This is a genomic window from Streptomyces sp. CB01635 (genome assembly GCF_002803065.1).
Classification (GTDB): domain Bacteria; phylum Actinomycetota; class Actinomycetes; order Streptomycetales; family Streptomycetaceae; genus Streptomyces.
In genome coordinates, this window is sequence record NZ_NNBL01000033.1 from 31,486 (window position 1) to 58,102 (window position 26,617).

The window sequence follows — 26,617 nt, forward strand, 5'->3', positions numbered from 1 at the left end:
CCGGGCCTCATCACCGCCACTGATGACCCGAGCAGCAAGCCCGGGCTTCAGCCCCGGGTAGTTGACCGGGTAGTCGTTACGGTCACCGGTCACCGGTCACCGGTCGCCGCGCGCGCTGTGCTCAGGGCCACCGCGAGCACCCCACGCGCCAGATCGCCTCCCGAGTGGTGCCCGACGGCGAGCAGTTCGCGCAGAGCGGGTTCCAGGGGCACGGCCCCGCTCAGCGCCCGCAGGAACGCGTGGGCCTGCGGCACGCATTCGCCGCGCACCGCGTGCCGCAGGAGCGCCGCCGAGAGCAGCGGTGTGCGCAGGGTCGCGTCCGCGACCGCCCCCGAGAGGGGCGTGAGAGGGCCTCCCCACGCTCGGCTCGCCAGCAGTGCGCCGCACAGGATGTCGTCACCGGACGGGGTGAGTCCGGGGCCGAGGCCGACCAGTGCGCGGGCGGCCCGCCGGACTTCGCTCGACCTATCGGCGTGCAGGGCGTGGCGCAGGTCCGTCAGGCGGGGCGCCAATGGGGGCGGCAGGGGTTGGGCCAGGGCGTCGAGCAGCACCGTCGCCTGTCCGATGCGCGCCGGGTCCGGTGGGGAGGAGGCGTCCTGGACACGGGGCGGTGTCCAGGACGCCTCCGGCTCGAGGCGAACGGGCCCGATGATTACGCGGCCCGCCCCGACGCCGGCCCATGGTGTGTTCAGGTCCAACGGCCGGTCCGCCGACGAGAAGGGCAGGACGAGCGCGTTCGGCAGGCGGATCGCGTCCCTGGTCACCACGGCGAGCGCGGGTAACTCCCGGTCGCCGGTGGCGAGATGGACCGCGTAGCGGGTGGCGGCGACGACGCGGGCCGGCCGGAACGGACCGTGCAGCAGGGGGGCGACGGCCGTGCTGATGGTGCCGAGGTGTACGTGACTGACGGTGCCGAGGTGTACGTGCTCAGGGCGGGTCGCCCCGGCCCGTACAGAACCCCCGCCGGCCGGCGTACCCGTCACTCCGCGGGCTCCGGGGGCACCTCGAAGGCGCTCAACGCGTCCGTGAAGCAGCGCATCGGGGCGTGGGTGAGGCCGGCACCGATCTGGCCGATGCCCGGCTCGCGGTGGGCGATGCCCGTGGTGATCACCGGTTCGAGGCCCGTGTCGACGACCTTGCGGATGTCGACGCCGACGGGGCTGCCGACGAAGTCGAGGCCGGGGAGCCGGTAGTCGCGGTGCCGGCCGACGGTGAGTGTCCCCATCTCCTGGCTGATGCGGCGGGCCCCTTCGGGCGTGCCGCCCACGAAGCCGACGATCGCCGGGGCGGCGGCCAGCGCGAACCCGCCCAGGCCGTGCATCTCGGTGATGGCGCTGTCACCGATGTCGGGATTGGCGTCGGCGGGTCCGTAACCGGCGAAGTAGAGGCCGTCCACGGGGGCGGCGGGTGCGATGAACCAGGTGTCGCCGAGGCCGCTGACGCGGATGCCGACGTCGACACCGTTACGCGCGAAGGCTGTGACGACCGTGGAGTGCGGCACACCGTGCCCGGCCATGAGCGCCAACTTGCTCGCGGCCATCGAGAAGTTGAGGAACCAGTAGTTGTTGTCACGCAGGAAGTCCAGCGCCTCGATCCCGCCCAGGTCCGCATGCCGGGCGAGCACGGCGGAGAGTTCGCGGGTGAGCAGGGCGCTCGCCGCGGTGTTGCGGCTGTGGCACTCGTCGCCCATCTGAAGGGCCTGCGCGGTGACCGACCGCAGGTTCACCGGCTCGGCGAGCGAGCCGATCGCAGCGCGCAGAGCGGGGCCGAGGCGCTCTCCCATCCAGCGCAGCCGCTCCATGACGTCGTCGCCGAGTGCGCCGTAGCGCAGGCAACGGCCCTGTCCCTCATTGAGGTTGGAGTACGCCCGAAGCCCCGTGGCCTCGTCCTCCACGACGAGCAGGGGCATGGACGCGGAGATGACGCCCGCCATCGGGCCGACTGCGTCGTGGTGATGACAGGGGGCGAAGCGGATGGCTCCCGCGGCGGCGAGCGCTTCCGCTTCCGGCGGCGTCGCCGCCCAGCCCTCCAGGAGTGCGGCGCCGACGACGGCGGCCTGCATCGGGCCGCACATGCGCTCCCACTCGATCGGCGGTCCGGCGTGCAACAGGAGTCTCTCCTGCGTCAGTTCAGGGATCAGCTCCCCGGCGGCGCGGACGTCGGTCCACATCGGCACGACGCCCAGGATCCGTTCGAGGGCTTCGGAGTTGGCGGCCTCGACGGCCGGGTGCGCGACCAGGCGGGCGAGCCCGGCGCCGAGTTCCGGATCACCGTAGGCCGGGGGGCGCCAGTCGACCGCGGTCACCGTCGCGCCCGCGGCCCGCGGCGGCCCGGCGAACGCGTCGACGCCGACGTTCACGACGTGCGGGACGCCGGTCAGGAGGCCCTGCGCGGGCACGGCCTGTGCGGGCATGGCCTGTGCGGTCATGCGGTCTCTCCGATCCGGGAGGCGGGGGCGGGGGCAGACGCAGCTGGGGCGAGTACCAAGTCGTCACTGCTGGACAGGAGTTCGGCGCACACCCGCGCAGCGGTCGTACTGCTGTCGACGACATGCGCGCCCGCGGCGCGCAGAATCCGCCGCTGTGCGGTGAGTCCCTGCGGGTCGTCATCGGTGCCCACGACGAACGCGATCACCGGTGGTGCGTCGGCAGGAGCCTCGGCCAGCGCTCCGGCGAGAGCCGCTGCCGGATCCGGCGCGGCGCCGTGTCCGATGACCACGTCGAGGACGACCGCGGCGCTGCGCGGGTCCGCGAGGGCTGCCCGCAGATACTCGGTGCGGACCGTGGGGTCGATCATCGGGTGGGGGCGCCCGGCGGTGAACTCGTCGTCGCCCAGGTCGAGTACGAGATGTCGGTCCGGGAGGCTCGGGGCCGCGCCCGGCGCGGGTGGGGGAGCGGAACGGGTGATGCCACCGAGCACCGGGCCGAGGAGCCAGGCCGCCTCGTGGGCGAACGTGCCGCCCGCGTACAGGGCCCGCAGCAGGCGCCGAGGCCGAGCGGGGGCGGGCAGCTTGGGCAGCTCTTCGCCGGGAGGGAGCGCCCCGCCGGCAGCAAGGGAGGCTGCGGACCGTGCCGCCTCGAAGAGGGTGGGAGCGAGCGTGACTCGGGCCGGAGCCGGGGAGGTCTCGTCCGTGCCGAGGAAGCAGGCCACCACCGGCTTCCCCAACGCGCCCGCGTGACATATCAGTTGCTGGGCCACGTGCGAGGCAGGCGGTTTGGACACGAGGACGATGACGTCCGTCGCGGGGTCCGCGGCCAGGGCGTCGAGCCCGGCCCGCATCGTCAGCCCGCCCACTTCCGCGCTCACGTCGCGGCTGCCCGTGCCGATCACATGGCTGACCCCGGCGCCCATGGAGTGCAGGAGGCTCGAGACCTGCTGCAGTCCTGTACCGGAGGCTCCGACCAGGCCGACGCAGCCCGCCCGCACTTCGTTGGCAAAGCCGAGGGGGATGCCGCTGATGACTGCGGTTCCGCAGTCCGGCCCCATGACGAGCAGCCCGCGGCGGGCGGCCTCCCGCTTCAGGAGCACCTCCTGCTCGATCGGCACGTGATCGCTGAAGACGAAGGCGTGCATGCCCAGGCGCAGCGCCTTGAGGGCTTCGGCGGCCGCGTACGGTCCGGGGGTGGAGATCAGCGCGAGACCTGCGTCGGCGGGAGCGCCGGCGAGCGAGCGCACCGGGGGCCCGGCGTCCGCACCGGCCTCCGGCCCTGCGCCCGGTCCCTCACCGGGACCGGACAGGGCATCCACCGCCAGGGCGAGGGCGGTGTCCACCGCGTCGGGTTCGCCGCGGACGGCGACGAGCAGGTCGTTGGGTCCGGCGTCGTGGCCCGGGGTGGTCAGCAGCCCCGACCGCGCGAGGACGTCGCGGTTGGCGGGTGTTCCCATCACGAGGCTGATGGTTTCGATGCCCGGCGGTTCGGCCAGGCGGGCGGCGACCCTCATGAGGGCGACGGAGTCGGCGTAGAGATCCTTGTGCACGGCGTTTCGTAGCACCATGGTTCCGACTCTAGGCAGCGGCCCGCCCCTTGCGGCATGGCTCGAAGTGCCAGAACCGGTCGGGCATTTACCGGCAACGGGTGACAGTGACCCGCCTTCGCGGGGGTCGGGGTCGGCCGCGAGGAGGGCTTGCTCAGCGCCGGTCGCGCGAGGAGAGCAACCGGTGGGCGTGGACGGCCAGTTCGGTCTGGAGCCGGGCCGTCGGCCGGCGTTCGAGACCGCCGGTGAGGCGGTCGATCTGGCGCAGTCGATAGCGCAGGGTGTTGTAGTGGATGTGCAGCCGCGCGGCGGTGGCCACACCGTTTCGGTCCTCGAGGAGATAGACGCCGAGGGTCTCGACGAGGCTGCCCTCGTGCTCGGCGTCATGGGCGAGCAGCGGGCCGAGCGCGTCGTCGACGAGGGCCGTGAGCTCCGCTGCGGGAAGCTGTCCGAGGAGCCGGTACACCCCCAGGTCCGCGTAGCCGCGAACGAAGTCGGGGCCGTGCAGTTCGCGGCCGAGCGTCAGGGTCTGCGCCGCTTCCTCGTAGCTGTGGTGGTAGTCGGTGAAGTCGTCCCGGACGGTCCCGGCGGCGACAGCCACGTCCCAGCCGGGGTGCGCGGCGGTGACAGCCGCATGCAGGGCCTGACATCGGCCGGCGAGTGACGGCCCCGGTTCCATCAGCAGGACGAGTCCGCTCTGGCTGCCCCAGATGATCGCGCCGGACCCGGCCGCCGGCCTTACGAGCGGCAACAGCCGTTCCTCCAAGGCGAGTTCGGTGTCGGTGGGACTGCCGGTGCCGGTGGAGGCGACCTCGACGAGCACGACCGCGCGGGGCAGCCGCAGATTCCAGCCCATGGCCGCGGCCCGGCGCGCGGTCTCGGCGCGGTCGCGCGGCGGCCGGGAGACCAGCTCCATCAGGAGCAGCGTGCGGTAGCGCTGCTGGCGGCTGGCCAGGGCGCGTTCCTGGGCGGCGATGGTGGCGGCGACGGTCGTGGCGTGCTCCAGCGCCATTCGCTGATGAGTGTCGAGCTCATGCGTGGAAGCAAGGGCCGCCCCGGCCCCGTGGTCCGCGGCCTCCGCGTCGTCCCGCCACAGGGCCACGGCGCCGCTCGCGCCCGTGCCCGTCTCGATGGCGCGCTCGGCGGCGGGCGGACGGTCGGGAGGCGGGGAGCCCGCGGAGGCCAGGATCCACCCGTGCTCGTCGAGCACGGCGGCCGCGCAGCCGGACAGTTCGAGCAGTACGTTCATGAGTTCCTGGTAGGAGCCTCCGTCGAGGGCCACCGCCGTGAGCCGTTCATGGATGGCCCGCGAGCGCTCCAACTCCAGGGCCTGACGGTTCAGTACGGTGCCCAGCACCTCGGACAGGATGTCGTTGAACATGACGGCACCCGGCAACTCGACGACAGGGAAGCCGAGTTCGTCCGCCACCTCCAGCATCGCCGACGGCAACGCGGGCAGATAGGGACCCACCTTCACGGCCAGGGCGGCGAGGCCGCGCTCGGCGAGCACGGGGACCAGGTCGCTCAGGGCCTGTGCGTCGTCACGGACGGCGTAGGCGGTGGTCAGCAGCAGTTCACCGCCGCGCATCCAGCGCACGATGTCGGGGACTTCCATGATGTTGACGACGCGGATACGGCGGCCGCGGCCGCTCGCCCCGGCGACGAGTCGTGCGCCGCTGAGGCAGGGCAGTGCCAGCGCCTCGCTCACGGTCAGCCCGGGAGAGAGGCCGTGGGGGACGGTCGGGGCGGTGCCGATACCGATGCCTGTCATGCACAGTCACTATGCGACAGCCGCGAGTAACCTGTAATACCCCGCGCGTAACTTCCATGTTTCCCACCACGGTTGGGGACGCCCCTTGTCAGCGGGTGTCAACGGGGGGCCGCTCATCCTGGCGTCCGGTGCCCATGACCGGCTCGGCCCGCCTCTCTTACGGTGACCCGCATGACTCCCCGAGCCGTGCCGAGGACAGCGGTGGTCGCCATCGGCGGCAACGCGCTGCTGCGCGGTGGCACCCACGCCACCGTCGCCGAACAGGTCGAGGCCGCGCGCCGGCTCGCGTCCCCCGTAGTGGCGCTGGCCGACACGGGGTGGCGGGTCGTCGTCACCCATGGCAACGGCCCTCAGGTCGGATTCATCAAGCGCCGCGCAGAGCTCGCGGCGGCCCTGGCGCCCGAACTGCCCGCCGTCGGCCTCGACATGTGCGTGGCCGACTCGCAGGGCGGCCTCGGATACATCCTGGCTACCGCGATCGCGGGCCGCCTCCGGTCGCTCGGGCGCGCCGACGACCGGGTCGCCGCCCTGATCACCCACACCGTGGTGGACGCGCACGACGAGGCGTTCAGCCACCCGACCAAACCCATCGGAGCCTTCTGTCCGGCAGCCAGGGCAAGGGAGTTGGCGGACCTTCACAACTGGACCGTGGCGGAGGAGGGCGAGCGGGGCTGGCGGCGCGTGGTCCCGTCGCCCCGGCCGCGCCGGGTCCTGGAGACGGAGGCCGTACGGGCGCTGTCCTCGGCCGGATTCACGGTGATCGCGGCCGGCGGCGGCGGCATCCCCCTCGTAGAGACCGACGACGGCGGCTACCGGGGCGTCGAAGCCGTCATCGACAAGGACCTGACCTCGGCGCATCTCGCTGCGGAACTCGGCGCGGAGCTGCTGGTCATCACCACCGGAGTGGAACGCGTCGCCGTCGACTACGGCCGGCCCACGCAGCGCTACCTCGACCGGCTCACCCACGACGAGGCCGAACGGCTCCTGGCGCAGGGCCAGTTCCCGCCGGGCAGCATGGGCCCCAAGATCCGCGCCGCCCTCGACTTCCTGCGCGGCGCCCCCGGCCGTCAGGTGCTCATCACCTCACCGCGGCAGCTCGGCGCCGCCCTCGACGGGCGCGGCGGCACCCGGCTCGACAGCGAACCGGCGCGGACCACCGAAGAACCCCTCAACGGCACCGTCACGGCAGGGAGGCCGCAGTGATACTCGAAGCGGGACAGGGCCCGATCGACGGCACGCACTATCTGCGGGCCACACCGGAGACCGCCGGCTGGGGGCGGCTGCCCTGCCGGACCACCGCGCCGGCGCTCACGATCGACTCCGGTGACAGCGTCACCTTCGACACCGTCTCGCACGAGGGCATCCTGGAGGACCAGGGGCGCGATCCGGCCGCCTTCTTCGGGCGGTACGGCATCGCCGCGACCGAAGTGCTGTCCGACGCCCGCCTGTTGGCCAAGTCCCCGCCGCCACGGGACCCGGAGGGGGACGGGCCTCACGTCGTCAGTGCGCCCGTCCACATCAGGGGCGCCGAGCCGGGCGACCTCCTCAAGGCCGAAGTGCTGTCCCTGCACCGGCGCGCCGACTACGGCGTCATCTCCAGCCGTCACGGCCGTGGCGCCCTGCCCGATGAATTCTCCTGCACAGGGCCGGAGTTCACCTTCTGCGCGGTGGAGCGTGCGGACGGCCGGGACGTCGGCGTGATCCGCTACGGCAACGGCCGGGCGGCGGCCCGGTTCCCGCTGCGGCCCTTCATGGGCATCATGGGCGTGGCCACCGACACGGACGGGCCGGAGCACTCCGTGCCGCCAGGACGGCACGGTGGCAACCTCGACATCAAGGACCTCGCGACGCACTCCACGCTCTATCTGCCCGTACAGACGGCCGGCGCGGGCTTCTACACCGGAGATCCGCACTACGCCCAGGGCAACGGCGAAGTCGCCCTCACCGCCCTGGAGGCGCCGCTGCGCGCCACGTTCCGGCTCACCCTCCTCAAGGGCGCACGGGCCCGCGCGGCCGCCGCGGCCCTCACGCATCCCTTCGGCGAGACCGACCGGCACTGGATCCCCGTGGGGCTGCACGAGGACCTCGACGAGGCGATGCGGGAAGCGGTCCGCGCCGCAGTCCGCTTCCTCACGGACCGCTTCGGCATGGACGGGCCGACCGCGTACGCCTACCTGAGCGCGGCGGCGGACTTCGAGATCTCGCAGGTCGTCGACCAGGTCCAGGGAGTGCACTGCCTCATCCGCAAGGCGGACTTCCCCGACTGATCCAGTTCCATCCAGTCCGATCGCGCCTGCCGCGTATGCCATTCACCCCCCGCATCCGCCCCCGCCCATCCATCCACCGGGAGCCCGTATGCCTCAACTGATACTGCGTCAAGCGCGCGTCGAGGACGCCCGGTCGCCCTGCGACGTGGTGATCGACGGCGGCCGGGTGCGAGCCGTCGGTGACGCCTCGGGCCAGGACGCCGACGAGGTGATCGACTGCGCGGGCCGGGTCGTCCTGCCCGGCTTCGTCGAACCGCATCTGCATCTCGACAAGGCCCTCCTGGACGGCGTACGAAGCAGTCCCGACGGAACCCTCGCCGGAGCGATCGCGGTGACCGGCGAACTGAAGAGCGCGTTCACGCACGAGGACGTCCTGGCTCGTGCGCGGCGCGTCCTCGAGGCGGCGGTCCTCAACGGCACGACGGCGATCCGCGCCCATCCGGACGTCGACCCGATCGCGGGGCTGCTCGGCGTCGAGGTCCTGCTCCAACTCCGTGAGGAGTACGCGGATGTGGTGGACCTCCAGATCGTGGCGTTCCCCCAGGAGGGCGTCCTGCGCGCACCCGGCACCGAGAAGCTGCTGATCGCGGCGCTGGCGGCGGGCGCCGACGTGGTGGGCGGCTGCACGTACAACGAGGCCACCCTGGACGACTGCCACCGTCACGTCGAGCTCGTACTCGACCTCGCCGCACAGCACGGAATTCCGGCCGATCTGCACGCCGACTTCGCCGACGACGCGTCCGACCCCCGGTACGCGCTCGCCGAGTTCATCGCCGGTGAGACCGTGCGCCGGGGCCTGGGGGGCCGGGTGACGCTCGGCCATATGACCTCGCTCGGCGGCCGGGAGCCGGCGGACCGGGCGCGGGCGATGGCGGCACTCGCCGGCGCGGGCGTCGCCGTCGTGCCGCTCCCGGCGACCGACCTGCACCTCGGGGGGCGGCGCGACACCCGGTCGGTCCGGCGGGGGATCGCTCCGGTCCGGGAGCTGTGGGACCACGGCGTGCTCGCCGCCTGCTCCTCCAACAACATCCGCAACGCCTTCACCCCGTTCGGGCGCGCGGACCCCCTGGACACGGCACTCCTGCTGGCGCAGACCGGCCATCTGTCCGGACCCGTCGACCTTCATCGGGTCCTTCGCATGGTGACGCACGACGCGGCCCGCGTCATCGGGGTCGCCGACGACTACGGCGTACGGCCCGGCGCCCGCGCCGACCTGGTGGTCCTCGACACGCAGGTCTACGACGACATCGTCCTGGACCGGCCCGAACGCGCCCATGTCGTCAAGGCGGGAAAGGTGGTGGCCCGCACGACCAGGACCAGCGAACTCCTCCTCCACTGAGCCTCCGCTTCCCTCCCTCGCACCCGCCCCCGCACGGCACCGCGCTCTGCCATCCGACTCCAGCAGAGGAATCCCCATGCGCGAACGCCTCTCTCACGAAATCGTTGCCTCCGTACTCGCCGGTCTCACGGCGTTCATCGGAGGGACCGCGCTCCATCTCCCGCCCTGGGCGATCTTCATCTCGTGGGCGGCCGTCTTCGCACTCGGAGGGCCGAGCTGGGCGAACGCACGCAGGCTGTGGTGCACGATGCCCGCCGGCTCCGCCTTCGCCCTGGTCATCGTGCTGATCGACCAGCACGTGGGCACGGCGTTCGGCGACAGCCAGTTCGCCCGGAACACGGTGCTGGCCCTGGTGATCATGGTCGTCAACACCGTCCTGATGTACACGGGCCGCATCAAGGTGTTCTCGCTGATTCCCGGCATGTTCCTCGGCTTCGCCAGCTACTTCGCCACGTTCTTCGGCGGCTTCGGGTACAAGCCGGGCAACATATGGGCGGCTTGGGTCTGCGTGGTCGCGATGAACGCGCTCGGGCCGGTCTTCGCCTATCTGTCCAACCGGCTCATGTACCCGATCCTCTCGCCGGTGCCGACGTCGGTCGTGGCCTCCGCGGGCCCTGTGCACCACGACGGCCGCACACCGCCGGCGGAAACCGCACCGGCCGAGTGAGGCCGTCCGTCACTGCCCGGGCAGCCGCTCCACCGCGAACGCCCTGCCCGGGTTGTCGACGAGGATCCGGTCCACCAACTCCTTACCCAGGGCCAGTTCGAGCCGTGGGCGGACGCGGCGCAGGAGGTACGGCATCCCGGGCCCGCCGCTCACCGAACGCGCCCCGGCGGTCGTCGTGTCGCCGCCGAGCAGGAGCCGCTCGCCGAACCCCGCTTCGGCGAGCGCCGCCATCGCGTCCGGCATCCGCCAGTCCGTCGCGTGGTTGGCGCGCGACGGCCCGTCGAAGGCGAGATACGCGCCGGACTCGGCGGCCTGGCGGTGCACGGCGAAGTCGGGGGAGCGGTTGAGGTGCCCGAGCACGACCCGCTCCGGCGCCACCCCCAACTCCCCGCACAGAAGGTCGAGTACGTCCAGTACGCCCGTACCCAGTTCGTGGTGGACGGCGATCGGCGCGCCCGTCGCGTGATGGGCCTCGGCTGCGGCCCGCATCGTCCACACCGCGTGCGCGTCGAGGGCGTGGAAGCCGCCCGCGACCTTGATGAGCCCGGCACGCACACCGCTGTCGCCGATCCCGTCCGTGAGTTCCCGCACGAACACGTCGGCGAGGACGGGGCGCAGCCGGTCGAGCAACTCCGGCGTGTAGTGGGCGGCTTGATGAAGTCCCGTCGCGGCCACGATGCGTACACCCGTCGTGGTCGACAGCTCGGGCAGCAGCTCGGCCCGGCGCCCCAGACCGTGCGGCGTCCACTGGACGACCGCGCCGCCGCCCGCCTCCCGGTAGGCGCGCAGTTCCGCCTCGGCGGCTGCCGCGTCGTCGAGTTCCTGGCCGGGGAGCAGCGGGCTGCGGAAGAAGAGGTGGTCGTGCGCGTCGCACACACCGAGTTCCTCCGGCGCCACGTCCCCGAGCACGGTCCGTACGGTCGCGGTCACCACTGCCTCCCCCGGGGAAGCCGGTCGCGCTCGGGGGCGCTCAGGTGCAGCACCTCGTAGAGGTCGCCCGGCGTGTCCGGCGACGCGTGGTCCCAGAGGGAGAAGGTGAGCAGCTCCCAGCGGCGCGGGTCGACGGCGACTGCCGCGCACACCGCCCCGTCCTGCCCGGCGACGCGGGCCGCGTCGCGCACGGCGGCGTCCGTCACTTCGGCGAGCGGCGCCTGCCCGGTGAGGGGGGTGCGGCGGCGCACCGCGCTCCTCGGGGTGGCGTGCGAGGCCGGGCACTCCTCGTATGCGAGTCCGGCCCAGTGCTGCACCTCGGGCCGGCCGAAGTCGTCCACGATGCCCTGGAAACCTGGCCCCCACAGGAACGAGTTCATGCCCTGAGGGGTGTTCCACAGGTAGCACGGCGCGTACTGGTTCACGGGTGACCCGGCGACGCCGCGCTCCCGCATCAGATAGGCCTTGAGCCCGAGTCCGGGGAAGTCGTCCAGGAGATGCCCCCTGGTCTCCACCCGCTTGCGGATGATGGCCATGTCGTAGTCGGCGGGCAGCGTGATCTCGTACTGCATCGCGTGCACGGTCGTGTCACTCCTCGGCTCAGGCGGCGGGTACGAGCAGCGAGAGCAGTCCGCGCACCCCCGCGTCGAAAGCGGCGGGCGAGCCGGACGCGCGGGCCAGCACATAGCCGCCCTGCACCGTCGCGACGATCGTCGCCGCGATCTCCTCGGCATCCAGCGAAGGCGCGAACTCGCCCTGTTCCTTGCCCTCTTCGACGATCCCGGCGAGCTGCTCCCGCAGCCAGTCGATCGTCTCGTCGACCGGAGCGCGCAGCGCGTCGCTCGCGATCACATCCGGGTCCATCGTGAGCCGGCCGATCGGGCAGCCGCGCAGCACATCGCGCTCGCGCCGCAGATACGCCTCGATACGGGCGTACGCGGAGCCGGCGCCGTCGAACGACTTCGCGGCCGTGGCCCGCATCTCCTGCGCCGTCCGCTCGATCGCGGCGAGCGCGAGGTCCTGCTTCCCCCCGAAGTGGTGGTACATGCTGCCCTGCCCCGCGTCGGCGCGCTGCTGGATCGCCTTGGGGCTCGTGCCCACGTACCCCCGCTCCCACAGGAGCTCACGAGTGGACTCGATCAACCGCTCCGAAGTGCTCATAAAGCCACTGTACATACTAGTAGGTACAGAAGTCGAGAGCGAGGAGAGTAGGCGGAAGCAGGCCCAGTACTCCCGTGGTGGTACGCGCGCTGCCGCTGGCTGTACGACGACTTCGACCCCCTTTCGGAGCGAGTCTCGAGTCATCGAGAAGACGTGAGCACACGTTCCGAGGAGATGACTCTCATGCAGACCCTGGCGAACTGGGACGGCGGGCCCGGCCCGTGGATCCTGTTCTTCCCGCTGATCTGGGCGGCCGTCGTCATCGGCGTCGTCACGCTGCTGCGCCGCACCGTGTGGCGCGGACGCCGTCGTGGTGGCCCCTGGCGGCCCGCCGCCGACGAGAACTCGCCCCTCACCGTGCTCGGCCGGCGCTTCGCCGCGGGCGAGATCGACGAGGACGAGTACTGGCGCCGCAGCTCCGTCCTGAACGAGGAGTTCGGCCGCACCAAGGGCGGTGCGGAATGACCACCGCCACCCGTACCCGGACCGCGGCCCGAGTCGTCGACGCCGTGAAGGTCTACGGCAGCGGCGACACCGCGGTCCGGGCCCTGGACGGCGTGAGCGTCGGCTTCGAGGCCGGGAGGTTCACCGCGATCATGGGTCCTTCCGGCTCCGGCAAGTCCACGCTCATGCACTGCGCGGCGGGCCTCGACACCCTCAGCGCCGGCTCCGCCTTCATCGGCGACACCGACCTGAGCGACCTCGACGACCGCCGCCTGACCCTGCTGCGCCGCGACCGCATCGGCTTCGTGTTCCAGGCCTTCAACCTGGTGCCGACGCTGACGGTCGCGGAGAACATCACCCTGCCGATGGACCTCGCGGGCGCGAAGGACGACGCCGCCTCCAGGGAGTGGATCGACGCCCTGGTCGACGTCGTCGGCCTGCGCGACCGCCTGCACCACCGACCGTCCGAACTCTCCGGCGGACAGCAGCAGCGCGTCGCCGTGGCCCGGGCCTTCGCGGGGCGCCCCGACGTCGTCTTCGCCGACGAGCCCACCGGCAACCTCGACTCGCGCTCCGGCGAGGAGGTGCTCGGGCTCCTCGGCCGCGCCGTGCGGCAGATGGACCGTACGGTCGTCATGGTCACCCACGACCCGGTGGCCGCCGCCCACGCCGACGAGGTCGTCTTCCTCGCCGACGGCCGCCTGGTCGACCGGATGCAGGACCCGACCCCGGACAAGGTCCTCGACCGCATGAAGGCCTTCGACGCGGCCGGCGGCGCACGGCATGCGGGGGAGACACCGTCATGAGCTCCGTGAGCACCTCCGCGCGCCTGAGCCTGTCGTCCCTGCGCGCCCACAAGCGGCGCTTCGCCGGCACCTTCCTGGCCGTCCTGCTCGGCGTCGCGTTCCTCGCCGGCACGCTCGTCATGGGCGACACCCTGCGCGCCAGCTTCGACACCATGTTCGGCAACGCGTCGAGCGGCACCGACGCCGTCGTCCGCAGCACGAACGTGATCACGACCCCCGGTGAGAGCCAGGGCACCCGACAGCCTGTCGCCGCGTCGCTCGCGAAGAAGCTCGCGGACACCCCGGGCGTCGCCGCCGCCGTGCCCGGCATCCAGGGCGCGGGCCAGCTCGTCGGCAGCAACGGCAAGGCGATCGGCGGCCAGGGCCCGCCCACCCTCGCGGGCAACTGGATCACCGACCCCGAACTCAACCCGTACCGCTTGGCCGAAGGGCACACCCCTTCGAAGACCGGCGAGGTGGTCGTCAACCGTGGAGCCGCGAAGAAGGGTGACCTCGAGATCGGCGACACCACGACCCTGCGCACCCCCGACCCCGTCAAGGTGACGATCGTCGGCCTCGCCACGTTCGGCGGCGAGGACGGCATGGCCCAGGTGACGTACACCGGCATGACGCAGGCCGACGCGGAGAAGTACCTCACGCCGAAGCCCGGCGAGGCCGCGTCCATCCAGGTGCGGGCCGGCCCCGGCACCAGCCAGCGGGAACTCGTCGACGAGCTGACTCCCGTACTGCCCAAGGGAGTCGAGGCCATCACCGGTGAGGCGTCGGCGCAGGAGAACACAGACATGATCTCCGGGCAGTTCCTGACCCTCTTCACCACCTTCCTCCTCGTGTTCTCCGGCATCGCCCTGCTGGTGGCGACCTTCTCGATCCACAACACGTTCGCGATCGTCGTCGCCCAGCGCACCCGGGAGAACGCGCTCCTGCGTGCCCTCGGCGCCTCCCGCCGCCAGGTCACCGCCACCACGCTCGTCGAGGCGAGCGCCGTCGCCGTCCTCGCGTCGGTCGCCGGTCTCGCCGGCGGCATCGGCATCGCGGCCGGGCTCCAGGCGCTCTTCCCCGCGATCGGCTTCCCGTTCCCCGACGGCGCTCTCGTGATCAGCGGCCTGTCCATGCTGCTCCCGCTCGCCGTCGGCATCCTCGTCTGCCTCGGCTCCGCGCTCCTGCCCGCCGTACGAGCCGGACGCACCGCACCCCTGGCGGCCCTGCGCGAGACGGCAGTCGACCAGTCCGGGGCCTCGCGCCGCCGCGCCGTCGTCGGTACGGCACTGGGCGTCACGGCGGTCGCCGTCACCCTGATCGGTGTCCTCGCGGCGCCGTCCATCTGGCTCGCCGGCCTCGGCAGTGTGCTGATCCTCGTCGCGTTCGTGGTGCTCGGTCCCGTCGCCTCGTCGCGCGCCGTACGCGTCCTCGGCAGCCCCCTCGACAAGCTGCGCGGTGTCACCGGCGGCCTCGCCCGGCGCAACGCGCTGCGCAGCCCCAAGCGCACCGCCGCGACCGCGAGCGCCCTGATGATCGGTGTCGCCGTCGTCTCCCTGTTCACCGTCTTCGGCGCCTCGCTGAAGGCGACCATGGACCAGACGGTGTCTCGCTCCTTCGCCGGCGACATCGCCGTGTCCGCGCCGTCGTTCGGCGCGGGCGGCAGCGGCCTCAGCCCGAAGCTCGCCCCGGCGATCGCCGAGCAGCCGCAGGTCGCGACAGCCGTCGGCCTGGGCAAGGGCGTCGCGGACGTCGACGGCGAGGGCCGCGCCCTCACCGTCACCGACCCGGCCGCGCTCGCCAGGTCCTTCGACCTGGGCACCGTCCGCGGCTCCCTGAACGACCTCGGCACGGACGGCATCGCGATCACCCGCAAGGAGGCCGACAAGCAGCACCTGGAACCGGGCAGCCGCGCCCGACTGGCCTTCACCGACGGCAAGCAGCAGAACTTCACGGTTCGCGCGGTCTACGGCCAGTCGGAGCTCGCGGGGGACTACGTCATCACGCGCGAGGCCTGGGCCCCGCACCGCGCCCAGGACTCCGACACCCTGATCGCCGTCACGTTCGAGGACGGCGTGAGCACGGCCGACGGCAAGGCCGCCGTCTCCAAGGTCGCAGCGGCGTACGGGAATCCGGAGGTGCAGACCCGCGACGAGTACGCGCAGTCGTCCGCCGGTGGCATCGACATGATGCTGACCCTGGTCTACGCGCTGCTGGCCCTCGCCGTGCTGATCGCTCTGCTCGGCATCGCCAACACCCTCACCCTGGCCGTCCACGAACGCACCCGTGAACTGGGCCTGTTGAGGGCCGTCGGCCAGACCCGCGCCCAGCTGCGGGCCATGGTCCGGTGGGAGTCCGTCCTGGTCGCGGCGTTCGGCACCGCGGGCGGCCTGGTGCTCGGCGGCTTCCTCGGCTGGGTCCTGGTCGAGGCGTCGGACGGCGCGAGCGACAGCGCGTTCGCGTTCGCCCTGCCCCCGCTCCAGCTCGTCGTCGTGGCCCTGGTGGGCCTCGCCGCCGGAGCGCTCGCGGGCCTGCGTCCGGCCCGCCGCGCCGCACGCCTCGATGTGCTGCGGGCCATCGCCACCGAGTGACGTGGTCCGTGCCGTGAGGAGTGACGCGGCCCGTGCCGTACGAGGGGGTGGTCACCGCCCGGTCAGCCGACAACGGCCGACCGGGCGGGAGCATGTCGGGCCGCGCGGCGGTCCGCCGGGGAGTCCAGCTCGGGGAAGGCGTCCGTCACCCGGTACTCGGGAATCGGCGGCAGCGGCAGCGCCGCCGGCGGTGCCGGGAGCGTGAACCACACGACCTTGCCGTCCTCGCCCTGCGGCCGCGCGCCCCAGCTCTCGCTGACCGCGGCGACCAGGGCGAGGCCCCGGCCGCAGGTCGAGAGCGGGTCGGCGTCGCACAGTTGCGGCAGGTGCGGGTCGTGGTCGTGCACCGACACCGTGAGGCGGTCGCGCAGCAACTCGATCTCGACGGTGCACATCTTGTCGGGACCGGCGTGCCGATGGACGTTGGTCAGCAACTCGGTCACGCCGAGCATCGCCTCGTCGATCAGGGGTTCCAGATGCCAGTAGCGCAACTGCGCCGATACGATTCTGCGGACCTGGCGGATCCGCGACGGCAGGGCCTGGAGCTCCACCGTGCAATGCTTGCTTGGGTGGCTGATCACGGCTGCGACTCCCCGAATTGAAGGTCCGGAAGAAGGCGGAGTACCGAGCCAGCAGAGGGTCGCGTTGTCAGCCGAGGCCCGCCTGCTGCATGTCCGGCGGGCTGGTTCGCAGCGTTATCGCCGGTAAACCCTGAGTAGTGATGTGTGACCAGAGTGACTCAGGGGGTGCGAGCCTGCAACTCGCGCACGCAGTCCCCCAGTCCGCCGCCGACTACGTCAGCCGGCCGCGCGCCCTGCGCACCGCGTCGAGGAACCGACGCGTCGTGGGCGGCCCGCTCTCGCCGACGAGACGGGGCACCGCGTCGCCGGGTTCATGATCGTCGCCGAGTTTCAGCAGGTAGCGCCTGCCGCCGACATCGGCGAGCGCCCGGTCGCCGGGCGCGAACCAGGCCTTGCCGGCGCGGACTTCCTGGAGTGGCGCGCTGTCGATCTCGCTGCCGTAACTCGTGAGCAGTTCGAGACGGCCGCCCTTGATGCGGACCTCGCCTGCCCGGGTGAGCGAGCGAAGCAGTCGCCCTATGCGCACACCCGTCGCCGTGAACTCCGGCTCCGCCATGTCGTCCGCCCCCTTGGTGTGAGCTCTCACCGGCCCCGCGGTGCAGTCTGCCCGCACGAAGGCGTCCGCACCAGTGCGCGGGGGAGTGCGCCCGGCAGGGGAAGGGTCGACTCACGCCTTTGTTCCTCCGCACGCCTGTTCCTGCCTTGGGGCAGGTGTTCCTTTGAGTTGCTCAAAGGGGTGTTTATGCAGGTGAGAAGCGTGCGGAAGGTGTTTATGATCGGGGCGTCCGACCGGTCGCAAAGACGACGGCCGGGTGTGGACGGCGTCGGACCGGCGCTCGGAACGACGCTAAGGAGCCATGTGGTGAGCACCCCTCGGCAGGACCCGTCAGCCGTGATCCCCCAAGGGCCGGAACCGGTGCCCACGCTGGACGTGGACCACACGGACGCGGCGTACCGAAGCTGGCTCAAAGAAGCCGTACGAAAGGTCCAGGCCGACGCCAACCGGTCGGCCGACACCCACCTCCTGCGTTTCCCGCTCCCCGAGGAGTGGGGCATCGACCTCTATCTGAAGGACGAGTCGACGCACATCACCGGCAGCCTGAAGCACCGGCTCGCCCGCTCGCTGTTCCTCTACGGCCTGTGCAACGGGTGGATCCGGCCCGGCCGCCCCGTCATCGAGGCGTCCAGCGGTTCGACCGCCGTCTCCGAGGCCTACTTCGCGAAGCTCATCGGGGTGCCCTTCATCGCCGTGATGCCCCGCACCACCAGCCCCGAGAAGATCCGCCTGATCGAATTCCACGGCGGCCGGTGCCACTTCGTCGACGACTCGCGCACGATGTACGAGGAGTCGGCGGCCCTCGCGGTCGACACCGGCGGCCACTACATGGACCAGTTCACGTACGCGGAGCGGGCCACCGACTGGCGCGGCAACAACAACATCGCGGAATCGATCTACCGGCAGCTGGAGCTGGAGCGCTACCCCGAGCCCACCTGGATCGTCGCCACCGCCGGCACCGGAGGCACCTCCGCGACCATCGCCCGGTACGTCCACTACATGCAGCACGACACCCGCCTCTGCGTCGCCGACCCCGAGAACTCCTGCTTCTTCGAGGGCTGGACGACCGGGGACCCGGACGTCACCTGCGACTGCGGCTCCCGCATCGAGGGAATCGGCAGGCCCCGCATGGAGCCGAGCTTCGTGCCCGGTGCGATCGACCGCATGATGAAGGTGCCGGACGCCGCAAGCGTCGCCGCCGTGCGCGCCCTGGAGGGCGCCATCGGCCGCAAGGCGGGCGGCTCGACCGGTACGGGGTTGTGGAGCGCACTGAAGATCGTCGCCGAGATGGTGGCCGAGGGCAGGACCGGCAGCGTCGTCACCCTGCTGTGCGACCCGGGGGACCGCTACCTCGACAAGTACTACTCCGACCAGTGGCTGGCCCACCAGGGTATGGACATCGCGCCGTACACGCGGACCATCGAGACACTGCTCGCCACTGGCGTCTGGCCGAGCGCGGACTGAGGCCCGGGACCTGCCTCAACTCGCCCTGGAATCCCGGGAGTTCACGGCGATCCTGCGGTCGAGCGCGGCCACCGCGTCACGGAACGCTCGGCCGAGTCCGGCCCGGCCGAGCCGCAGGCCCACCCGGAAAGCGGCGGCGCCGTCCGCGGCGAACGTCCACTGCACCCGCGTCCCGCCGACGCCCGACGGCGTGAGCCGCCACTCCTCGACCAGGGCACGTATCCCCGGCGCGTTGGTCTCGTCCACCCGGTACGCGTACACCGTGTCGGGCTCGGCCGCGAGGATGGTCTCCCGCATGCGCGTACCGCCCCTGAGCCGCACCTCGCGCCCCGCGCCGCCGTCCGTCGGGCGGGCGAGCGTCACGGCGGAGAACCACTCGGGCCAGCCCGTCACGTCTTCGGAGAGCGCCCTGAACACCGCCTGCGGGGGTGCTGACACCTCACGGGCGAAGACCAGGCGCAGTGGCGCGGACTCGGTGAACTCGAGCCCCACGGGCTTCAGTCGGCGTGCCATGGACGTTCAGCCCCCAAGCGGAATCGGGCGGTTGACCGGGCAGAGGTCACCATAGCTGGCGAACTGTCAGATGTCTGTACCTGTTCCGGGCTCGCCCGCGATGATGAGCCGCAGCTCCTCGGAGATCTCCGCGCGCGCGTCCGCAGGCAGCCCCGCGTCCGTCACGAGCGTGTCCACCTGGTCGAGCGAGGCGAACGAACTCAGGCCCACCGTCCCCCACTTGGTGTGGTCGGCGACCACGACGACCCGGCGCGCGGACTGCACGAGGCGCCGGTTCGTCTCCGCCTCCGCCAGGTTCGGCGTCGACAGGCCGGCCTCCAGCGATATGCCGTGCACACCGAGGAACAGCACGTCGAAGTGGAGCGCCGCGATGGCCTGGTCCGCGACCGGCCCCACCAGAGAATCGGAAGGCGTTCGCACGCCGCCCGTGAGAACCACGGTCGCCGCGCCCTGCCGCTGTCCCGACGAGCGCTGCGCACCGTGGAACACGTCCGCCACCCGCACCGAGTTGGTCACCACGGTCAGGTCCGGCACGTCGAGGAGGTGGTGGGCCAGCGCATACGTCGTGGTGCCGCCGGACAGTGCGATGGCCGTGCCCGGCGCCGCCAGGGCCGCGGCGGTCCGCGCGATGTCCTCCTTGGCGCTGAGCTCCAGACCCGACTTCGCCTCGAAGCCCGGCTCGTGCGTGCTTGCTTCCTCCACGGGGACCGCGCCGCCGTGCACCTTCTCCAGGACGCCCTGCCGGGCGAGCGCGTCGAGATCACGGCGGACCGTCATGTCGGAGACGCCCAGCTTGCGAGTGAGCTCGTTGACCCTGACGCCGCCACGGCGCCTGACCTCGTCGAGGATCAAGGCCCGGCGCTGCTCCGCGAGGAGGTTCTGATTCTCGCTCACGTCCTGTCGGATCCCTTCGCCTCGTCACACCCGTCCTGGTCGCCACATCCTCGCACGCGCCACCGACAGTCGGACCACTGCCCGCTCGCGCGGGCAGTATGGCGCGCGGTGGCACGGATGGGGGAGATTCGGTGACGAGGGATGCGTAGCGCGGGCGTGAGCGGGGATTCTGATTCCGGCACCACACGCGCACGTCAATCGGGGGATGCTGAACGGTGGAGCGTGACACGGCGGACGAGACCGCCCTCGAACTTCTGGTCCACGGCGTAGGGGGCACCACCCCGGACGTGATGCTCAACGACCCGCGCACGGTCCGGGTCTCCGGCGACGACACGGCCGCGGTCTACCGCCGCGCCGACGACGTCGACGCGGAGGAACGCCCCGACGACTACCGGGGCAAGCCCGTCCCCGAGGCGTACGTCTGGTGCAACCTCACGTCCGGCAACGGCTCGCGCGCCTTATGGCTGCTGCTCCTGCCGTTCATGGTGGTCAACCTCGCCCACTGGATGCGCCCCAACGCCCACCGCCGCACGCGGACCGTGCGGGCCTACGGACTCCTGGTGCGCCTCGTCGGCCTCAGCCTCACCGTCCTCCTGGTCGCCGCCGCCTGCGAGGTGGCGCTCGACCTGGTGGCCTGGCAGTGCGCGGGCACGCACGCGTGCGCCGAGGGGCGCTCCTGGCTCGGCTTCCTGTCGGTCGACGCGCACGGACACGGCGGCTGGTGGAGCCAGCCCGGCCGTCGCCTCGCCCTCGCCGCCCTCGTCCCGGCCGCCGTCACGGGACTCCTCTGGTATCTCTCCCACCGCACCTGGGGCGCGTACGAGTCCCAGCAGCCGCTGCCCCACCAGCCCGACCCGGAGGAGGAGGCCCCGACCAACGCGCTCGGCCGTCCGGGGTTCTGGTACGGCCGCCGTCTTGTCGCGCGGCTGCGCGCCGCGCACACCGCCGCGGGCCTGCTCACGGTGGTGGCCGCCGTCGGCACCTCGGCCGCCCGCTTCGACCGTGAGAGCGGCGGCCCCGTCCTCCTCGACGTGCTCGGCCGCATCCTCGACGGCGCGCTCGTCGTGGGCACCGCCATCGTCGTCTGGGTGGTGTGCCGCAGGGGCCGCAGCGAGAACACGGTCGACCGCACCCTCGACCGGACCCTCGTCCGCCTCCTGCCCGCGGCAGCCCTCGCCCTCCTGGTACTCACGTTCCTGTACGCGGGCTGGTCGCGCCCCGAGTGGCGCTCGCACGGGCGCCTGCCCGGAGACGCGACGTTCGGCGGGATCGTCCTCGTCCAGGGCGCCGTGATCGTGGCGCTCGCCGTGGTCGCCCGCGCCATCCACCGCCGCGCCCGCGACTCCCGTGCGGCTCTGCGCGGCCTCGGCGGACCCGCGACCGCGATGCTCGCCTGCGCCCTGGGCGGTGTGATGTCCGGGGGAGTGGCCCAGCGTGTCGCCGACTGGCTGGACGGCTCCGGCACGCCGGGCGCCGACGGCACCATCGAAGGACCGCCCGTCCTCCTGTCCTGGCAGGCCTCCGTGATCCCGCCCCTGCTGATCGTCGTCGCCGTGGTGTGCGCCGTGCTCGCCCAGCGCACCATGCGGCTCAAGCGCCGCGAGATGGCCACGGTCGCGACCGACTACCCGGGGGAGCCCGAGGACGCCGCCCGCACCAGCCGCATCGCGGGCACGCGCGCGCGTGCCGCCCTCACCGACGAGGCGCCCATGATCATCGGCGTGGTCTCCACGGTGACCCTCCTCCTCGGCGCGGGAGCCCTCACGGGCGCGTGGGCGACCCACCAGGTCCCGGGCCGGGCGGCACAGGGCACATACGACATCGTGGAAGGCGCCGCGCAGACCGCGCAGGCGATGGGCTCCTGGCTCATCGGCCTCGGCTTCATACTCTTCGTCACCTGGGGAAGGCGCGCCTACCGCGACGCGTCGGCCCGCCGCACGATCGGCATCCTGTGGGACGTCGGCACGTTCTGGCCGCGCGCCGCACACCCCTTCGCGCCGCCCTGCTACGCGGAGCGCGCCGTGCCCGACCTGACCTGGCGCATGGCCACCTGGATTCGTACCACGGGCGGCCGCCTCGTCCTGTCGGGGCACTCCCAGGGCAGCGTCCTCGCTGCCGCGGCCGCCTGGCAGCTGCATCCCACGGTCCGCCGACGCGTCGCCCTGCTCACCTACGGCTCGCCTCTGGAGCGCCTCTACGGGCGCTGGTTCCCGGCCCACTTCGGCCCCGCCGCGCTCGGCGCCCTGCACCGCCAGGTCGACTGCTGGCGCAATCTGCACCGCACCACCGACCCGATCGGCGGCCCCGTCCGGCTGCCCGGCGAGGACGGCCCCCAGGTCGATCACCCGGCACTGAAGGATCCGCTCGCCTACGGCCGGACCGAGCAACACCCGCTGCCCGCACCGATCCTGGGCCACTCCGACTACCAGGCCGACCCCGTCTTCGCCGAGGAACGGGCCCGCCTCCTCGCCAGGCTGCGCCCGGAGGTCCCGGGGCCACGCCCGGACGGCGAGCCCGCCGCGCCTCAGGGCAGCGCGGGCAGGTCGTCCTCGTAGAGCAGGGTCAGGTCGTCCGTGCTCGGCTCGGCGAGCTGGGCGACCCGGCCCGCGTGGCGCTCGACCATCGACTCGAAGGTCTGCCGCGCCGTGCGGCCGTTGCCGAAGGCGGGCCCCTTCGGGAGCGCCGTGAAGTGCTTGAGGAGGGCTTCGGACGCGCCCTCGCCGAGCCGGTACTCGTGCTCGTCGGCCTGCTGCTCCACGATCCGCAGCAGCTCTTCGGGCAGGTAGTCGGAGAACGTGATGGTCCGTGAGAAACGGGACGCCACACCGGGGTTGACGGAGAGGAAGCGCTCCATCTCGGAGGTGTAGCCCGCGACGATCACCACGACGGAGTCGCGCTGGTCCTCCATCAGCTTCACCAGCGTGTCGATCGCCTCACGCCCGAAGTCGCGGCCGGAGTCCTCGGGGGACAGGGCGTACGCCTCGTCGATGAACAGCACGCCGCCGGTGGCTCGTTGAAAGGCCTCCTGTGTGCGGATGGCCGTCGAACCGATGTGCTCGCCGACCAGGTCGACCCGGGACACCTCGACGAGATGGCCCTTCTCCAGGACACCGAGCGAGGCGAGGATCTCCCCGTACAGGCGCGCCACGGTGGTCTTGCCGGTGCCGGGGGAGCCCGTGAACACCAAGTGCCGTCTGACGGAAGCCGCCTTGAGGCCCGCCAGCTGCCGGCGCCGGCCCACCTCGATCATGTCCGTCAGGGCGCGCACCTCGCGCTTGACGCTCTCCAGGCCCACCAGGGTGTCGAGTTCACCGAGGACGTCGGTCGACGTACGCGTCGTGGCCGACGCCTCTGTCTCGGGTGCCACGGCACGCTGGTCGGGCAGCGCGCTGAGCAGGCCCACGGTCTGCGTGGCCTTCTGGACGCCGGGCGCCTGAGCGGCCTGACCCGCGGAGCGCACCCCGCCGCTCTCGTCGCTGGTGCAGTCCTCGACGACGGGACCGTCCTCGGAGAATTCGTAACCGCCGCGCGAACACCGTTCCGTACGGCACTTCTTGAGCGTCGTGCGGCAGCCGTCGATGATGTGGAAGCCGTAGCCCTCGCTCCCGGTGACGCGGCAGCCGTGGAAGCTGCCCCGGCCTTCGGCCGACACATAGAAGCCGGCCTCGGCGGGGGAACTGACCGTGCAGCGCTCGATCGTCGGGTCGGCGCCCTTGGTGACGATCACGCCCGTCTGGACGGCGTCCACAGTGCAGTTGGCCAGGGTGCCGCCACTCCCGTGATCACGGAACCAGGCACCCGTCGCGGCCTCCCTGATCCGGCAGTCGTCCAGCTGGGCCGTGGCGCCGTCGCTCACCGACACGGCCGTGTTGCGGACTTGGGAGAGATCGCTGTCGACGACGTCCACGCGGGAGCCGCGGTCCAGCACGAACAGGGCGTCGGGCACGTCGTGCACCCGGCACGCGTCGAGCACGGCGGTCGCGCCGTCGCTCACCCACACCGCCGGATAGTCGCCCGTACTGTCCTGGATCTCGCACTGGTTGGCGTCCACGCGCGTGCCCGGGTCCCACACGGACAGACCGTTGCGCCCGAACCGGCGCACCGTCGAGCGGGTGAGCGTCAGAACCGACCGGGAGCGCAGGTCGATCGCGTTCTCCGGGATCTCGTGGATACGGCAGTCGGAGAGGGTGAGCACCGCGTCCGTGTCGAGCGTGACACCGTCCGCCGTGGTGCGGTGCACATCGCAGTCCGTGAGGTGCGCCGTGGCGCGCCCGGTGATCTGCACGCCGGTGCCCTTGACCTCGTACACCTCGCAGCCGACGGCCTCCAGGCCGCTGTGCTCGCCGGTGACGGACAGTCCGGAACCCGACGCGTGATGCACCCGGCAGCGCTCCAGGCGGGGGTGCGCGCCGCCGCGTACGGCGACTCCGGCCTGGCCCGCCGAGACGACTTCGCATTCCTCGAAGACACCGCCCCCGCCGTCGAGCACGGCGATGCCGATGCCTCCGGGGTTGTCGACGGTGCAGCGCCGCACGGTGGGCCGCGCGCCGCCCCGCACCTCTATGCCGGCCGCCGAGCGCGTGACGATCCGCAGATCGCAGAGCTCCGGAGCGCCTTCCTCCACCAGGAGTGCCGGGGCCGCCGAGTCCTGCCCCTCGACATGCAGATCGATGACGGTCGCGGACGCGCGCACCGTGAGCGGCACCCCGTCGACCGGGGCGATCCGCACGGACCCGGGCGAGCCCTCCGGACCACGCAGCGTCACCGCGCGCTCCACGACGAGGTTCTCTCTGTAGGTGCCCGACGCCACGGTCAGCACGTCGCCGTCACCCGCGGCTTCCAGAGCCGCGGCGAGCGATCCGTACTCCCCAGTGCGGCGCCGCCACCGCGACGTGCCGGTGTGCGTCACCTGGACCGTGCCCTGTGCCATGGCTTTGTCGTGCCCCCACCTCGTCGTACGCGGGTCCTCGCTGCGTTCCCCGCGGCGAAGGTGGGTCCACCGTAGCGTGCGCGAAGGACGGGAGTTGACCGGAGCGGAAGGCCGCTCAGCTGCCGGTCCCTGTCCTGCCCCAGTCCGGGCCCGCCTTGTCCCAGGCGCGGTCCCAACGGTCGTACCGGCGGCGCACCATGCGCCACACGACCAGGCGCCGGGCGCCCTCGACGAGCCCCGCCACGGCCGCCGCGGTCCCGAATCCGGCCAGCGCGGCGTGTGTTGTCGCCGTCGCGTTGTCCAGCGGGCGGCCGGCGACCTGACCCGTGGCATCGACCCACAGCGTGAACCGGTCGCCCGGATGCGGGGTCTTGAGGCTCGACAGGACGCGGCCCGTGTGCTTGACGCCGTCGGGTCCCTTCCAGTCGGCGACGACCCTGCTGTGAGCGTCTCTCGCCGTGGACGTCTCGGGGTCGGGGTCCAGCGGCGGCTGGGGCAGCTTCCGTACGACCGTCGCCGGAACCTCCCGGCGGTCCTTGCGCTGTTCCTGCACGGACTGCATCAGGGCGCCCCGCGCCAGGGTCCCCGTCGCGACGCCGATGAGCGGTGCGACAACGAGGATCAGCATCAGCGCCACCAGCGCGACCCAGGCCTCGGCGAGGTCGGTCGCGCGGCGCAGCGGATTGTGCCGCCAGCGCCAGAGTCCGGCGATTGCCCGCACAGCCAGCACCCCCTTCCGCCTCCGTCTTAACCGTGAACGGCACGGCTCACGCACAGTGGGGCGAAGAGAGAGCGAAATCACCCCACTCGACGAAGCTCTCCGCCTGTCCCGTCTTTCCATTGTGCTCCAACGACCGTGTTCCGGCGCGGGGTTCCCCACGCGGCCACGCGTCAGCCCAGGATCGTGATCGCGTCACCGATCCGGACCGTCCCGGTCGTCTCCGGGACCAGGTTCGTCCCGAAACACAGCTGGTCACCGAAGCGGCGGTGGCGTGCGAGCGTCCGCAGCGGCTCCTTGCCACGCTCCGAAGTTGACTGGTTCGTGGTGGTCACCACGCAGCGGCCGCTCTTCTTGGTGATACGGAACGTGACGTCGCCGATCGAAATGCGTGACCAGTCGTCCTCTGCCCAGGGCGCGGTGCCGTCCACCACGACGTTCGGCCGGAAGCGGTTCATGGGCAGCGGGCCCTCGTCCGCGTGATCACCCTGCGCGATGAGGGAGTTGAGGGCATCCAAGGAGGACAGGGTGGTGAGCAGCAGCGGATACCCGTCGGCGAAGCTGACCGTCTCGCCGGGCTTCGCGTACTCGGGGTCGATGGGACGCCGCGTCGCCGGGTCGTCGAGGTGGACGAGCCGCACGTCGGCCTCAAGATGCGCGCTCCACCAGGTGTGCGCCGCGTCGTCGGCCGGAACGGCCTCGACCTTGTCCCCGAAGATGTTCACCGTGGTCCTCCCGGCGGGCCGGGGCACCGGCACGGTCAGGGGAGCGCGGCCGGGTGCCGACATGCGCAGACCGTCGCCGTCCGGGGTCTCGGCCGAAGTGAGCGCGAGACGCGGGTGCTGGCGCTGGGTGACGACCTTGCCCGAGGCGTCGATGAGCACCCACCGGCGGTCTCCTGCAAGACCCCACAGTTCCACGGCCGCCTCGCGCGGCGCGCGCCCCCGAACCGACTTCAGTGGGTGTATGTGAATCGAGTGAAGCGAGGCATTCGGCATGGGGCCATCCTGCCAGCCGGCACGGACAGCCCCATG

At 72.1% G+C, this 26,617-nt stretch carries 23 protein-coding genes; 9 read left to right on the forward strand and 14 right to left on the reverse strand.

The window, feature by feature from the left end; all coding sequences use genetic code 11:
- Window positions 1-89 precede the first annotated feature (89 nt).
- The 4 genes from CG723_RS40345 to CG723_RS40360 form a co-directional block, all read right to left on the reverse strand.
- Window positions 90-983 (reverse strand): DUF2877 domain-containing protein, encoded by an 894-nt coding sequence (locus CG723_RS40345; protein ID WP_159032642.1) that lies wholly within the window; start codon window positions 981-983, stop codon window positions 90-92.
- Window positions 980-2,428 carry a DUF1116 domain-containing protein gene (locus tag CG723_RS40350; protein ID WP_234374776.1) on the reverse strand — a complete coding sequence of 483 codons (1,449 nt, stop codon included), beginning with the start codon at window positions 2,426-2,428 and terminating at the stop codon, window positions 980-982. Before CG723_RS40350 ends, CG723_RS40345 begins: the two co-directional genes overlap by 4 nt.
- Window positions 2,425-3,996: an acyl-CoA synthetase FdrA gene (gene fdrA, locus CG723_RS40355; protein WP_100598535.1), complete on the reverse strand. Its 1,572-nt coding sequence runs from the start codon at window positions 3,994-3,996 to the stop codon at window positions 2,425-2,427. Before fdrA ends, CG723_RS40350 begins: the two co-directional genes overlap by 4 nt.
- Window positions 3,997-4,129: 133 nt before the next feature.
- Window positions 4,130-5,746 carry a PucR family transcriptional regulator gene (locus tag CG723_RS40360; RefSeq protein ID WP_100598536.1) on the reverse strand — a complete coding sequence of 539 codons (1,617 nt, stop codon included), beginning with the start codon at window positions 5,744-5,746 and terminating at the stop codon, window positions 4,130-4,132.
- Between the two features lie 171 nt (window positions 5,747-5,917).
- Between CG723_RS40360 and CG723_RS40365 the strand changes: the two genes are divergently transcribed.
- From CG723_RS40365 to CG723_RS40380, 4 genes are all read left to right on the forward strand, one after another.
- Window positions 5,918-6,949 (forward strand): carbamate kinase, encoded by a 1,032-nt coding sequence (locus CG723_RS40365; RefSeq protein ID WP_100598537.1) that lies wholly within the window; start codon window positions 5,918-5,920, stop codon window positions 6,947-6,949.
- Window positions 6,946-8,013 carry an acetamidase/formamidase family protein gene (locus tag CG723_RS40370; RefSeq protein ID WP_234374777.1) on the forward strand — a complete coding sequence of 356 codons (1,068 nt, stop codon included), beginning with the start codon at window positions 6,946-6,948 and terminating at the stop codon, window positions 8,011-8,013. The genes CG723_RS40365 and CG723_RS40370 overlap by 4 nt, the downstream gene beginning before the upstream one ends.
- 88 nt (window positions 8,014-8,101) lie before the next feature.
- Window positions 8,102-9,352, forward strand: a complete 1,251-nt coding sequence (locus tag CG723_RS40375) for an amidohydrolase family protein (protein WP_100598538.1) — start codon at window positions 8,102-8,104, stop codon at window positions 9,350-9,352.
- A gap of 76 nt (window positions 9,353-9,428) precedes the next feature.
- Complete coding sequence (locus CG723_RS40380; protein ID WP_100598539.1) at window positions 9,429-10,019, forward strand: DUF1097 domain-containing protein; 591 nt, start codon at window positions 9,429-9,431, stop codon at window positions 10,017-10,019.
- A gap of 9 nt (window positions 10,020-10,028) precedes the next feature.
- Here CG723_RS40380 and CG723_RS40385 read toward each other — a convergent pair whose 3' ends face one another.
- From CG723_RS40385 to CG723_RS40395, 3 genes are read right to left on the reverse strand one after another with little or no spacing between them, the layout of a single operon-like run.
- Window positions 10,029-10,949, reverse strand: a complete 921-nt coding sequence (locus CG723_RS40385; protein ID WP_100598540.1) for a phosphotriesterase family protein — start codon at window positions 10,947-10,949, stop codon at window positions 10,029-10,031.
- Window positions 10,946-11,530 carry a DUF4865 family protein gene (locus tag CG723_RS40390; protein ID WP_100598541.1) on the reverse strand — a complete coding sequence of 195 codons (585 nt, stop codon included), beginning with the start codon at window positions 11,528-11,530 and terminating at the stop codon, window positions 10,946-10,948. Before CG723_RS40390 ends, CG723_RS40385 begins: the two co-directional genes overlap by 4 nt.
- 19 nt (window positions 11,531-11,549) lie before the next feature.
- Entirely contained in the window at window positions 11,550-12,110 is a 561-nt protein-coding gene (locus CG723_RS40395) for a TetR/AcrR family transcriptional regulator (RefSeq protein ID WP_199842083.1), read from the reverse strand.
- Between the two features lie 183 nt (window positions 12,111-12,293).
- On the opposite strand from CG723_RS40395, the gene CG723_RS40400 reads away from it, so the two are divergent.
- The 3 genes from CG723_RS40400 to CG723_RS40410 are packed head-to-tail and all read left to right on the forward strand — an operon-like array spanning window position 12,294 to window position 15,927.
- Window positions 12,294-12,575 (forward strand): SHOCT domain-containing protein, encoded by a 282-nt coding sequence (locus tag CG723_RS40400; RefSeq protein WP_100598543.1) that lies wholly within the window; start codon window positions 12,294-12,296, stop codon window positions 12,573-12,575.
- Window positions 12,572-13,360, forward strand: a complete 789-nt coding sequence (locus CG723_RS40405) for an ABC transporter ATP-binding protein (protein ID WP_100598544.1) — start codon at window positions 12,572-12,574, stop codon at window positions 13,358-13,360. Before CG723_RS40400 ends, CG723_RS40405 begins: the two co-directional genes overlap by 4 nt.
- Before the next feature lie 5 nt (window positions 13,361-13,365).
- Window positions 13,366-15,927: an ABC transporter permease gene (locus CG723_RS40410; protein ID WP_199842084.1), complete on the forward strand. Its 2,562-nt coding sequence runs from the start codon at window positions 13,366-13,368 to the stop codon at window positions 15,925-15,927.
- 62 nt (window positions 15,928-15,989) lie between these two features.
- Here CG723_RS40410 and CG723_RS40415 read toward each other — a convergent pair whose 3' ends face one another.
- Window positions 15,990-16,508, reverse strand: a complete 519-nt coding sequence (locus CG723_RS40415) for an ATP-binding protein (protein WP_100598546.1) — start codon at window positions 16,506-16,508, stop codon at window positions 15,990-15,992.
- 211 nt (window positions 16,509-16,719) lie between these two features.
- Window positions 16,720-17,064 (reverse strand): hypothetical protein, encoded by a 345-nt coding sequence (locus CG723_RS40420; RefSeq protein ID WP_100598547.1) that lies wholly within the window; start codon window positions 17,062-17,064, stop codon window positions 16,720-16,722.
- A 306-nt stretch (window positions 17,065-17,370) separates the two neighbouring features.
- Between CG723_RS40420 and CG723_RS40425 the strand changes: the two genes are divergently transcribed.
- Entirely contained in the window at window positions 17,371-18,528 is a 1,158-nt protein-coding gene (locus CG723_RS40425) for a PLP-dependent cysteine synthase family protein (protein WP_324907084.1), read from the forward strand.
- A 15-nt stretch (window positions 18,529-18,543) separates the two neighbouring features.
- Here the strand turns inward: CG723_RS40425 and CG723_RS40430 are convergent, their stop codons facing one another.
- The gene (locus CG723_RS40430) at window positions 18,544-19,041 is read right to left on the reverse strand and encodes an SRPBCC family protein (protein WP_100598548.1); all 498 of its coding nucleotides are present in this window, start codon (window positions 19,039-19,041) and stop codon (window positions 18,544-18,546) included.
- Between the two features lie 66 nt (window positions 19,042-19,107).
- On the reverse strand, window positions 19,108-19,935 hold the full coding sequence (locus tag CG723_RS40435) for a DeoR/GlpR family DNA-binding transcription regulator (RefSeq protein WP_100598549.1): 828 nt from the start codon (window positions 19,933-19,935) through the stop codon (window positions 19,108-19,110).
- A gap of 215 nt (window positions 19,936-20,150) precedes the next feature.
- Between CG723_RS40435 and CG723_RS40440 the strand changes: the two genes are divergently transcribed.
- Entirely contained in the window at window positions 20,151-22,490 is a 2,340-nt protein-coding gene (locus tag CG723_RS40440; RefSeq protein WP_100598550.1) for a hypothetical protein, read from the forward strand.
- Here the strand turns inward: CG723_RS40440 and CG723_RS40445 are convergent.
- The 3 genes from CG723_RS40445 to CG723_RS40455 all read right to left on the reverse strand — a co-directional run bounded on the left by CG723_RS40445 (window position 22,460) and on the right by CG723_RS40455 (window position 26,581).
- Entirely contained in the window at window positions 22,460-24,865 is a 2,406-nt protein-coding gene (locus CG723_RS40445) for a right-handed parallel beta-helix repeat-containing protein (protein WP_100598551.1), read from the reverse strand. The two genes, CG723_RS40440 and CG723_RS40445, sit on opposite strands and share 31 nt — an antisense overlap.
- Window positions 24,866-24,980: 115 nt before the next feature.
- On the reverse strand, window positions 24,981-25,586 hold the full coding sequence (locus tag CG723_RS40450) for an Rv1733c family protein (protein ID WP_199842085.1): 606 nt from the start codon (window positions 25,584-25,586) through the stop codon (window positions 24,981-24,983).
- 170 nt (window positions 25,587-25,756) lie between these two features.
- Window positions 25,757-26,581 carry an MOSC domain-containing protein gene (locus CG723_RS40455; RefSeq protein WP_100598553.1) on the reverse strand — a complete coding sequence of 275 codons (825 nt, stop codon included), beginning with the start codon at window positions 26,579-26,581 and terminating at the stop codon, window positions 25,757-25,759.
- Window positions 26,582-26,617 lie beyond the last annotated feature (36 nt).

Coding starts and splice junctions, on each gene's coding strand:
- CG723_RS40400 (WP_100598543.1), top strand. CDS start 12,294: ATGCAGACCCTGGCGAACTGGGACGGCGGGCCCGGCCCGTGGATCCTG.
- CG723_RS40445 (WP_100598551.1), bottom strand. CDS start 24,865: ATGGCACAGGGCACGGTCCAGGTGACGCACACCGGCACGTCGCGGTGG.
- CG723_RS40360 (WP_100598536.1), bottom strand. CDS start 5,746: ATGACAGGCATCGGTATCGGCACCGCCCCGACCGTCCCCCACGGCCTC.
- CG723_RS40405 (WP_100598544.1), top strand. CDS start 12,572: ATGACCACCGCCACCCGTACCCGGACCGCGGCCCGAGTCGTCGACGCC.
- CG723_RS40395 (WP_199842083.1), bottom strand. CDS start 12,110: ATGAGCACTTCGGAGCGGTTGATCGAGTCCACTCGTGAGCTCCTGTGG.
- fdrA (WP_100598535.1), bottom strand. CDS start 3,996: ATGGTGCTACGAAACGCCGTGCACAAGGATCTCTACGCCGACTCCGTC.
- CG723_RS40380 (WP_100598539.1), top strand. CDS start 9,429: ATGCGCGAACGCCTCTCTCACGAAATCGTTGCCTCCGTACTCGCCGGT.
- CG723_RS40365 (WP_100598537.1), top strand. CDS start 5,918: ATGACTCCCCGAGCCGTGCCGAGGACAGCGGTGGTCGCCATCGGCGGC.
- CG723_RS40420 (WP_100598547.1), bottom strand. CDS start 17,064: ATGGCGGAGCCGGAGTTCACGGCGACGGGTGTGCGCATAGGGCGACTG.
- CG723_RS40430 (WP_100598548.1), bottom strand. CDS start 19,041: ATGGCACGCCGACTGAAGCCCGTGGGGCTCGAGTTCACCGAGTCCGCG.
- CG723_RS40350 (WP_234374776.1), bottom strand. CDS start 2,428: ATGACCGCACAGGCCATGCCCGCACAGGCCGTGCCCGCGCAGGGCCTC.
- CG723_RS40455 (WP_100598553.1), bottom strand. CDS start 26,581: ATGCCGAATGCCTCGCTTCACTCGATTCACATACACCCACTGAAGTCG.
- CG723_RS40375 (WP_100598538.1), top strand. CDS start 8,102: ATGCCTCAACTGATACTGCGTCAAGCGCGCGTCGAGGACGCCCGGTCG.